Below are 9,025 nucleotides of genomic sequence, written 5' to 3' on the forward strand. Positions count from 1 at the left end.
TGTAGGAAATATTGATCATGTTGCACAAGTCGATGATCAAATGACGGTAGAAACGCCAGAGCCCGAAAGCAAGTTTTATACGGTTAAATCTGGGGATAATTTATCTAAGATTTCAAAAGAAATGTATGGTGATGCAAATCAGTATCCGAAAATTTTTGAAGCAAACAAACCAATGCTCAAAAGTCCTGATGAAATTTTCCCTGGTCAGGTGTTGCGTATTCCGCAATAATTTCAAAATAATAGAAAAGGCGCATTTAGCGCCTTTTTCATAATTTAAAAAAGAAGCATAGTATGAAACTTTATAATACGACCATATCAGGAAACTGCTATAAAATTAGATTGTTGCTTTCATTTTTGCGTTTAGACTATGAAAAGATCAACATTGATTTAAAAGCAAAGGATCAAAAGAAAGTTGAGTTTCTTGCGCTTAATCCTTTAGGGCAAGTACCAGTGCTAGAAGATCATGGTATTTATTTACGAGATTCTCAGGCAATCCTGTGTTACATCGCCCGTGAGTATGATGTGGAACAATTATGGTTTCCATTAGAACCGATGTTAATGGCGCATGTTTTAGAGTGGTTGTTTTTTGCGAATCAGAATATTGCTTCAAGTTTGGCCGCTGCACGAGCTTTTTATTTAGTAAATAAACCAAATGTACAGATTGAGCATGCAACTGAGCAAGCTTATGCGGCTTTAGGGATAATGAATCAACATTTATCTGAACAAGATTGGTTGGTCGGGCGTCGAGCAACACTTGCAGATATTGCTTGTTATCCTTATGTGGCGATGGCTCATCAAGGTCAGATTGAGTTAGACCAATATCCATATGTTCAAGCTTGGTTGAGACGTTTTGAACAACTCCCCAATTTTATCGAGCTGAATAGTTAGAACGAAAAGAATAGAAACTACTCGGGTTTCTATTCTTTTTTATTTTTAAAAGCGTTTTGGAATTTTTTGCCCAGTTGGAACAGGTGTTTCAGCATTCTTTAATACACCGAATAACCATGTTTCAGCATGCTGAACGGCTATTTTTAATGAATCTCCTAATGCTAAACGTCCAGCAATAAAGCTTGCTAAAGAACAACCTGAACCATGATATTGACCCTCCAAGCGAGGACAGCGACTTTCAGCAATCATTTTTCCATTTGCATAAAGCACATTTCGAATATGATCAGGTGTATCTTCATGCCCACCCTTAACTAGGACAGCTTGAGCACCCATTTCAAATAATTTCTGAGTTGCTTGTTCGATATCATCTAAACCAGTAAGTGCACGCAGTTCAACGGTATTTGGTGTGATGACTGTTGCTAAAGGAATTAATTCAACAAAAGCCTTTACTAATGTTGCTTGATCGCCGAGTGAACCACCGCTATTAGCAACAAGTACTGGATCAAGCACATACAAATAGTCAGGATGCTCACGTAAGAACGTTGCGAGTGCTGCAATATTGTCAGTTGTCCCTAACATGCCCGATTTGACACATTTAATCGGAAGATCGCCGACGACTGCATTTGCTTGGGCGAGTAGGAGTGCTTTAGATGTTGCTTCAAAACCAAACACTTGTTGTGAGTTTTGCACGGTCAACGCAGTACACGCAATTGCTGCATGTGCACCACTTTGTCCAATCGCCTCAATATCTGCTTGTAAGCCAGCACCACCTGATGGATCTAAACCTGAAAAACAAAGTACGGTAGGTCGCACTGCAATTTCCTTTTATTCTTCAATATGCGCTAGTATAAGGAAGTTTCGGGAAACTCTCGACACTGTTGTGTAAGGCGATAAGAGATTGAACGAATGACGATCAAAAATATTTTGATAGATTTAGATGGGACATTAACAGATCCTAAAGAGGGGATTCATCGTTCAATTCGGTTTGCACTAGCAAAATTGGGTCATCCAATTGCAGATGATGTTGATTTAGATTGGACGATTGGCCCACCTTTAAAAGCATCGTTAGCAAAATTATTAAATACGCAAGATGATGTTCTCGCTGAACAGGCATTAGCAGCTTATCGTGAGCGGTTTTCTGTCATAGGCTTATTTGAGAATGAAGTCTATCCAAAAGTTGCTGAAACGTTGCAACAATTGCAAGCTCAAGGTTTTTCTTTATTCTTGGCAACGGCTAAGCCAACAATTTATGCCAAACAAATTTTAGTTCATTTTGAGTTAGCACAATATTTTACTGAAATATATGGTAGTGAGTTGACTGGCGAGCGAACCAATAAAGCTGATCTGATTGCTTATATACTTGATCAAGAAAAGTTAAATGCTCAAGAATGTATCATGGTCGGTGATCGTCAATATGACATTATAGGCGCACGTGCGAATGGAATCGAAACGATTGCTGTGGATTATGGTTATGGTACGGCTGATGAGTTGTTACAGGCACAACCTGTGATGCAAATTGCACAGTTTAATCAATTGATTGCATGTGTGGATCAGATTAACGTAGAACGAAAAGTTTCATAATGCAAGATGCAAAAAAGCCTCGAATGATCGAGGCTTTTTTGTTTAATTAAATATTATGTTTTAAGCGATATTGCACCAGTTCATCAATACTGATCACAGTCAAACCATGTGTTTGAGCATAAGCCAAGACTTGAATGCCAGAAGCCATAGAACCATCTGGATTAGTTAATTCACACAGAACACCGGAAGGTTTCAAACCTGCTAAACGTGCTAAATCGATAGTTCCTTCAGTATGGCCACGACGGCTTAATACGCCGCCATCACGGGCACGTAATGGAAAAACATGACCTGGACGGCTGAGATCACTAGCGATAGCACCATCTTTAGTTGCGGCTAAAACAGTTGTTACGCGATCTTTGGCAGAAACACCTGTTGTCACACCTTGAGCAGCTTCAATGGTTACGGTAAACGCAGTTTTAAACTGGCTTGAGTTATCAACTACCATTGGTGGAAGTTCTAAGTGATCTGCAAGTTCTTCTGTTAAGCATAAGCACACAATACCAGAGCCATCACGGATCATTTGTGCCATGGTTGCAACGGTTAAAGTCTCGGCTGCAATTATTAAATCAGCTTCGTTTTCACGGTCAAAGTCATCCATCACCAATACGGGTTTACCTTGGCGGATGTCTTCTAAAGCTTGTTGAATACGTTGTTCAGCAGGGGAAAGGGCTGAAAAGAAAAGTTCGGGTTGAATTAAACTCGACATAATGAAACGCTCTCGTAAATAGGATACGGTTGAACATTTCAGGACTGATGTAAAAATAAGCGGACACCAAAACAACGTTGTTTCGGAGGTTTCGTCTTCTTTCATCCGGACTATACCGTCGGCTTTGGTTTTTCACCAAATCTGCGTGTATATAAAATATATACAGGCTCGTGGGCTGATTAGGTCATGCCTAACTTACCACCGGTGGGGAATTTCGCCCCGCCCTGAAGCGATGTGTTTTGATTATAGCCACAATTATTATGTGAAAGGGAACTTTTTATAGAATGGATCGTTCTATAAAAATACAATTATCTTGCGATCCAAATCAATTTTTTAATTCAATCTGTGAAACTGGTAATCAGTCAACAATCGGCATAAACTCATTAGATAAAACAACAATAACATGGAGTAATGAATTTATGGACCCGCTCAATAAAAGCGAAATTGAATGTTTGGCACAACAATTACACCGACCAGTCATGAGCCTAAAAGCATTTTCTCAAATGTCAGATCGTGATTTAGCATGGCTCAATCAAAAGTTGTCTGAAGCGATGCAAAATGAAGAAAAGAAAATGAATCAAAGTTTGTACCAGACACCTTTCTTTTTACGTTGGTTATTCAAACAAAAATAAAACGGATAGATGCAATGACTCGATTAGCAGTACAGGCTGAAATCATTAAGCTCGCAAGAATTTTAAATGTATCAGAGCAAGAGTTGGCTTTCATGCAGCAGACTGCACCAGAGAGCTTGAGACAATTTCGTTTTGCAATATTAGACAGATTACAAAATCAACAAAAATTGCGTTTTAAGCATTTGGCTGGATGGGTAAATTGGCTGCCATTGGGAATTAGCGTTTTTATGGTTAAACACTTTTTACAGCCTTATATCGTGGCACAAATTGCAGTGTATCTATCCACTGAGCGTTCTTATCGAATTGTGAAGCATTTACCTGCGAAAACTGTTGCAGCGATTTCTGTCCATCTTGATCCTCGATTAGCCAGAGAGTTATTGGGTTATTTAACCACGCATCAAATTACTGATATTACCAAGGTGTTATTGGCGCAACGTGATTTTGTCACGATGGGGCGATTTGTCAGCATGTTATCTGATTCGGTTTTACAAGATGTCGCACAGATCGTCGACAGTGAAAGTGACCTTTTAGAAATCGCGTTCTATATTGAATCGAGAGAGCAAATTGATCATTTAGTTCATGTCTTACCAAAGCAAAGGATTGAACAAGCTTTACTTATCATTGGTGATCCAGCGCAAAGGCTGATATGGCCAAAGGTTCTGGCTCTGATGAGTTATATCAGTTATGGACTAAAACAGGAGCTTGGGGATTTAGCTGTGCAGCAGGGGGAAGTCGTGATTAATGCGATTATCCAAGCTACCCAAGAAGATCAGCTTTGGGAGGATATGCTGCCAGTGGTTGCATGTTTATCTGCACATGCACAAAGTTTTGTCGCTAATTTACCTGCATTAAGAAAAGTGGAGATCATTCAAAGTATTGTTGAGGCCGCTGATCGTTGTGATCTTTGGGCTGATATGTTGGTGATCGTAAGTTATATGCATGATGAAGCACGGCAGGCTGTCGCGACTGCAATTGCACAGATTGATGAGTTCGTACTGCATCATATTGCTTATGCGTCTTTGCTACGCTCACAATGGGAGGTGACATTCGATATTATGCGACGTATGCCTATTTCTAAACAACAACAGTGCCACAAAATTTTGGACGTTTACATGAGGCAATTAGATATTGAAACCTATCAATATTTAGATGAGTTATTAAATCGCTTTCAGATTCATACTTCGGTTTAACTGGTCGGGAGTGTATTTCTAATCGGTAATAAGGTCTCTAAGGCATGTTCATAACCCCGTTCAACGAGTTCGTCTAGTTTATGCCAGTCAAACATACCAATACCTTCAATTGGCATCCGAATATGTAAATTGGCACGTTCGATTGCAGCAGTTTGAATCATGGTGTCGCTAGCAAGTGTTGCGGTTCGCATTAGGATTTCGGCGAGTCTTGGCGCGTGTAGGAGTTTATCTTTAATGATTTTATTCCAATTCAATAAAGCACTTTGATCGGGTTTGTCTAAACCAATACCGGGAACGCGGATATCATCATGTAAACTCACATTACTAGCAATCACTGTTCCTCTCTCAAGATTTTGCATGACATCCGTCGGTAAATTATTAATTACACCTCCATCACAAAGTAAATTTTCATGCCAAGCTACAGGAGGAGCGACACCGGGGACACTCATACTGGTTCCAACCCACGTTGCAAGCTCTCCCTGATCATGAATCATGGCTTGACCTGTCGTCAGATTAGTAGAGATACAGTAAAAGGTTTGTTTTAACTCCTCTATTTTTCGTTGTCCAAAGATTGCGTGCAATCTTTCATGAAAGCGTTGTCCTCGAATCAATGAAACTCTCGGCATGGTGTAATCATTTAAATAATTTCTGGCTACAAAGGTTTCATAAGCAATATGCGTCATTTCTACACTATCAAATCCACAGGCAACGAGAGCTGCAACGAATGCGCCCATACTAGTTCCACCAACGATATCAATAGGAATATGCAGTTGTTCAAGTGCGCGAATTAAACCGATATGCGCAAAACCTCGTGCACCGCCGCCGCCGAGCACTAAACCTAAGCCTTGGCTTGAAATTTGTCGAGCGACGGCACAAATATCTGCTTGAGCCCAAGGATGAATAAAATAATGTGCTCGAGCGTGGTAAAGCTTTTTCCAAATAAGCGTATGAGGAGAGGGGTCACCTTCAGAGCGTAATAACACTAATTCAATTGGACTTTGCCAATTATGCTGATTAAGCACATCAACCAGTTTGGTATGAGCTGGTGTTTGATTGGCTTCTGCGAGAATTAGAATACGATCTGCTTGATGTAAACAGCGTTTAGTCCATTCATCTTCATTGTTATGTGCTGCATATAAAACATAACAATGTTTTTCTTCTAGGCTTGCTAACCATTGTCGGAGCTTAAGATCATCTACGCTATAGTCCAATGGTGTTTGGCTAAAGTCCTCACCAAATAAAGCATCAACATGTGCAGCGGTGACTAGACGAACATGTGGCCACCGTTGCAAATGTTCAGTCAGCTTTTCAGCTAGGTGTGTGGCAGGTATTTGAGATGAAACAGGAATTACTGAAAGCGTGCGACTATGACTCATCGCATGAATATGCTGTAGTTCAGGTTGTGAGCGACTAATAATCAAGCGAGAGAGAGTAAATAAGATATTGGCATGTTGGGTAATGAACTCAATGAATTGTTGCTTAGGAATAACCACTAAAGCGGTATCTCTTAATGCATTAACAGTTCCATGATGCGGTTGATTTGAGATCACGCCCATTTCACCAACAATTTCATTCCGCCCAAGATAGGTAACTAAACCTGAAGGTGTCGCTAATTTTACTCTGCCGTAAGCAATAATGTAGATGTAGTTAGCTTGATCATTAACCTTATAGAGTTCTTGTCCAGTTTGTAGGTGACGAATATGACAGTGCATCGCCAATGTCGACAAAATAGATTGATCTAGTTCAGCAAAAAGCATTGCTTTGCTTAGAGTCGTTATAATATCCATATTCTTCGAGTTATCTTTATTGTCTTTTTATTTAATAAAGCATATGCCTGTTTTACAAGTCAGATTACGTAAACAGATAAAAGATAATTTCATGCAATATTTATAAGTTTGCTTTTATTTAGACATAAAAAAAGCCAGTTCATCGTGACTGGCTTTTTAAATTTTATCTTTTGCTTATGCAATTTGTACAGGAATACAGTTTGCTGTGTGATTCACTGTATTGTCTGGATTTGCATATACTAGACGAGGTTTGTGAAGATTAGCTTCAACTTCAGTGAAATCACCAAAAGTTGCAATAATCACTAAATCACCAACGTCAGCTTGATGTGCTGCACCACCATTAACTGAAATAATACCTGAATCATCTTCACCACGGATTGCGTAAGTAGTGAAGCGTTTACCGTTAGTTACGTTCCATACGTGGATTTCTTCGTATTCACGAATCCCTGCTAAGTCCATTAACACACCATCAATTGCACAAGAACCTTCATAATGAAGCTCTGCATGTGTCACAACTGCACGGTGAATTTTACATTTTAATAAACGAGATAGCATGGCTAGCGTCTCCTGAGTAAGACCTAAGATGGAAATCTTATGGTTGACTTGTCACGTTTTCGACAGGGTGTAGGCGGTTTGATGCGCATTTTGCGCTTAAAAGTGCAATATAGCAAGCGTGATTGATCAACAATTCAGTTTAAGTTTAGGCGGGTTTGTAAGCATTAATTTGATTCATGGCTTGTGAAACTTGTCCGTCAACAAGCATTTTCACTTTTGAGAGTGCATGACCAATTGCTGCATCCATTAAATCTTGTTCACTGCTTGGAGCTTTGCCTAGCACATGACCAGAAACACGTTCTTTTGAACCTGGATGACCAATTCCAATACGTAAACGATGGAAATTAGCGCCAATATGGGGAACGATATCACGAAGACCATTGTGTCCGCCGTGTCCACCACCTGTTTTTAAACGAATAACACCTGGATCCATATCAAGTTCATCATGAGCAATAAGAATTGCTTCAGGTGCAATTTGATAGAATTTAGCGTAAGGGGCAACACTTTGACCAGAACGGTTCATAAAAGTGGTTGGTAATAATAATCGAACGTCATGACCTTCAACTTGACCACGACCACTGTATCCATGAAATTTCGGATCAGCTTTTAAATTAATACCATAACGATCTGCAAGCTGTTCAACGAACCAAAAGCCTGCATTATGGCGGGTTTGGGCATACTCCTTTCCAGGATTACCCAAACCAACAATTAGCGAAATATTTGACACTAATTTACGCCTTTAACACTTATGCGCGTTTGAAGTCAGCGTGCATAGGAGTGTTTTTAGCTGGGTGACGTTGTAATGCTTGGATTTTAACGTTTTCAACTTTTTCACCGATTTTGATTTCGATAACTTCTTCGAAGAAAGCGTTGTTTTCTAAAGCTTTAACGATTTCACGAAGCTCTAAAGTGATTGCTACAGGCTCAGCGCTGCCACCGTAGATGATAGCTGGAATTAAAGAAGCATGACGAAGGCGGCGGCTCGAACCTTTCCCTTGTTGTGCTTCTTCACGTGCTTGAGCGTTTAATACGAAGTTTGCCATGGGCATATCCTCAGAGAGTTAAGTAACTAAACTTGCGACCAGTTTAGTGATAGAAAAACCCTAGCGAGCTAGGGTTTAAGAAAAAAAGCTGCGCTATTATAGATAACTATCGAACATTGCGCTAATAGATTCTTCGTTATTAATACGACGAATTGTTTCAGCAACCATGCTAGCAACAGAAACTTGGCGAACTTTACCGAGTTTTGATGCTTCTTCTGAAAGAGGAATCGTGTCTGTTACAACAAGTTCATCAATGACAGAGTTACGAAGGTTTTCTAACGCTTTTCCAGATAAAACAGGGTGAGTTGCATAAGCAATAACGCGACGAGCACCAAACTGTTTCAGTGCATCAGCGGCTTTGCAAAGCGTACCTGCAGTATCTACCATGTCATCAACAATGACACAGTCGCGATCTTTCACATCACCAATCAAATGCATCACTTGAGATTCATTTGCTTTTTGGCGACGTTTATCGATGATAGCTAAATCGATATCACCCAATTGTTTTGCAACAGCACGCGCACGAACAACACCACCTACGTCAGGTGAAACAACCATCAGGTTGTCATGTTGTTGTTGACGTAAGTCAGCCAATAACGCTGGCGTACCATAAATGTTGTCAACTGGAATATCGAAGAAACCT

12 protein-coding genes and 1 riboswitch are annotated in these 9,025 nt (G+C 40.0%); of the genes, 5 read left to right on the forward strand and 7 right to left on the reverse strand.

Annotated elements, in window-relative coordinates; all coding sequences use genetic code 11:
* Both B4237_RS04850 and B4237_RS04855 read left to right on the forward strand, forming a co-directional pair.
* Positions 1 to 229, forward strand: a 229-nt coding sequence (locus tag B4237_RS04850) for a LysM peptidoglycan-binding domain-containing protein (RefSeq protein WP_286941889.1), incomplete at its 5' end; no start/stop codon positions are given.
* A gap of 62 nt (positions 230 to 291) precedes the next feature.
* A complete protein-coding gene (locus B4237_RS04855; RefSeq protein WP_286941892.1) occupies positions 292 to 888 on the forward strand; it encodes a glutathione S-transferase family protein in 597 nt (198 codons plus the stop codon).
* A 45-nt stretch (positions 889 to 933) separates the two neighbouring features.
* Here the strand turns inward: B4237_RS04855 and B4237_RS04860 are convergent, their stop codons facing one another.
* Entirely contained in the window at positions 934 to 1,701 is a 768-nt protein-coding gene (locus tag B4237_RS04860) for a hydroxymethylpyrimidine/phosphomethylpyrimidine kinase (RefSeq protein WP_286941895.1), read from the reverse strand.
* A 93-nt stretch (positions 1,702 to 1,794) separates the two neighbouring features.
* On the opposite strand from B4237_RS04860, the gene B4237_RS04865 reads away from it, so the two are divergent.
* Positions 1,795 to 2,469: an HAD-IA family hydrolase gene (locus B4237_RS04865; RefSeq protein ID WP_286941897.1), complete on the forward strand. Its 675-nt coding sequence runs from the start codon at positions 1,795 to 1,797 to the stop codon at positions 2,467 to 2,469.
* A 46-nt stretch (positions 2,470 to 2,515) separates the two neighbouring features.
* Here the strand turns inward: B4237_RS04865 and ribB are convergent, their stop codons facing one another.
* Positions 2,516 to 3,175 (reverse strand): 3,4-dihydroxy-2-butanone-4-phosphate synthase, encoded by a 660-nt coding sequence (gene ribB / locus B4237_RS04870; protein WP_286941899.1) that lies wholly within the window; start codon positions 3,173 to 3,175, stop codon positions 2,516 to 2,518.
* An 89-nt stretch (positions 3,176 to 3,264) separates the two neighbouring features.
* Positions 3,265 to 3,410: riboswitch (FMN riboswitch) on the reverse strand.
* A gap of 184 nt (positions 3,411 to 3,594) precedes the next feature.
* On the opposite strand from ribB, the gene B4237_RS04875 reads away from it, so the two are divergent.
* On the forward strand, positions 3,595 to 3,807 hold the full coding sequence (locus tag B4237_RS04875) for a hypothetical protein (RefSeq protein WP_130133793.1): 213 nt from the start codon (positions 3,595 to 3,597) through the stop codon (positions 3,805 to 3,807).
* A gap of 14 nt (positions 3,808 to 3,821) precedes the next feature.
* Positions 3,822 to 4,997: a hypothetical protein gene (locus tag B4237_RS04880; RefSeq protein ID WP_286941902.1), complete on the forward strand. Its 1,176-nt coding sequence runs from the start codon at positions 3,822 to 3,824 to the stop codon at positions 4,995 to 4,997.
* Here the strand turns inward: B4237_RS04880 and B4237_RS04885 are convergent.
* The 5 genes from B4237_RS04885 to prs form a co-directional block, all read right to left on the reverse strand.
* The gene (locus B4237_RS04885) at positions 4,994 to 6,784 is read right to left on the reverse strand and encodes a patatin-like phospholipase family protein (protein WP_286941904.1); all 1,791 of its coding nucleotides are present in this window, start codon (positions 6,782 to 6,784) and stop codon (positions 4,994 to 4,996) included. The genes B4237_RS04880 and B4237_RS04885 overlap by 4 nt on opposite strands.
* A 174-nt stretch (positions 6,785 to 6,958) precedes the next feature.
* The gene (panD, locus tag B4237_RS04890) at positions 6,959 to 7,339 is read right to left on the reverse strand and encodes an aspartate 1-decarboxylase (protein WP_004655255.1); all 381 of its coding nucleotides are present in this window, start codon (positions 7,337 to 7,339) and stop codon (positions 6,959 to 6,961) included.
* Between the two features lie 145 nt (positions 7,340 to 7,484).
* Positions 7,485 to 8,066, reverse strand: a complete 582-nt coding sequence (gene pth, locus B4237_RS04895; protein ID WP_130133790.1) for an aminoacyl-tRNA hydrolase — start codon at positions 8,064 to 8,066, stop codon at positions 7,485 to 7,487.
* Between the two features lie 19 nt (positions 8,067 to 8,085).
* Positions 8,086 to 8,382 carry a 50S ribosomal protein L25 gene (gene rplY / locus B4237_RS04900; RefSeq protein WP_286941906.1) on the reverse strand — a complete coding sequence of 99 codons (297 nt, stop codon included), beginning with the start codon at positions 8,380 to 8,382 and terminating at the stop codon, positions 8,086 to 8,088.
* 96 nt (positions 8,383 to 8,478) lie between these two features.
* Positions 8,479 to 9,025 (reverse strand): ribose-phosphate diphosphokinase (gene prs / locus B4237_RS04905; protein WP_286941908.1); only part of this gene is annotated, 547 nt, incomplete at its 5' end.

It is taken from the genome of Acinetobacter sp. UBA6526 (genome assembly GCF_002434875.1).
GTDB lineage: Bacteria > Pseudomonadota > Gammaproteobacteria > Pseudomonadales > Moraxellaceae > Acinetobacter > Acinetobacter venetianus.

Bases quoted from the DNA above. Each gene is read 5' to 3' on its own strand.
- ribB (WP_286941899.1), bottom strand. From the start codon at position 3,175: ATGTCGAGTTTAATTCAACCCGAACTTTTCTTTTCAGCCCTTTCCCCT.
- panD (WP_004655255.1), bottom strand. From the start codon at position 7,339: ATGCTATCTCGTTTATTAAAATGTAAAATTCACCGTGCAGTTGTGACA.
- B4237_RS04885 (WP_286941904.1), bottom strand. From the start codon at position 6,784: ATGGATATTATAACGACTCTAAGCAAAGCAATGCTTTTTGCTGAACTA.
- B4237_RS04880 (WP_286941902.1), top strand. From the start codon at position 3,822: ATGACTCGATTAGCAGTACAGGCTGAAATCATTAAGCTCGCAAGAATT.
- B4237_RS04865 (WP_286941897.1), top strand. From the start codon at position 1,795: ATGACGATCAAAAATATTTTGATAGATTTAGATGGGACATTAACAGAT.
- B4237_RS04855 (WP_286941892.1), top strand. From the start codon at position 292: ATGAAACTTTATAATACGACCATATCAGGAAACTGCTATAAAATTAGA.
- rplY (WP_286941906.1), bottom strand. From the start codon at position 8,382: ATGGCAAACTTCGTATTAAACGCTCAAGCACGTGAAGAAGCACAACAA.
- B4237_RS04875 (WP_130133793.1), top strand. From the start codon at position 3,595: ATGGACCCGCTCAATAAAAGCGAAATTGAATGTTTGGCACAACAATTA.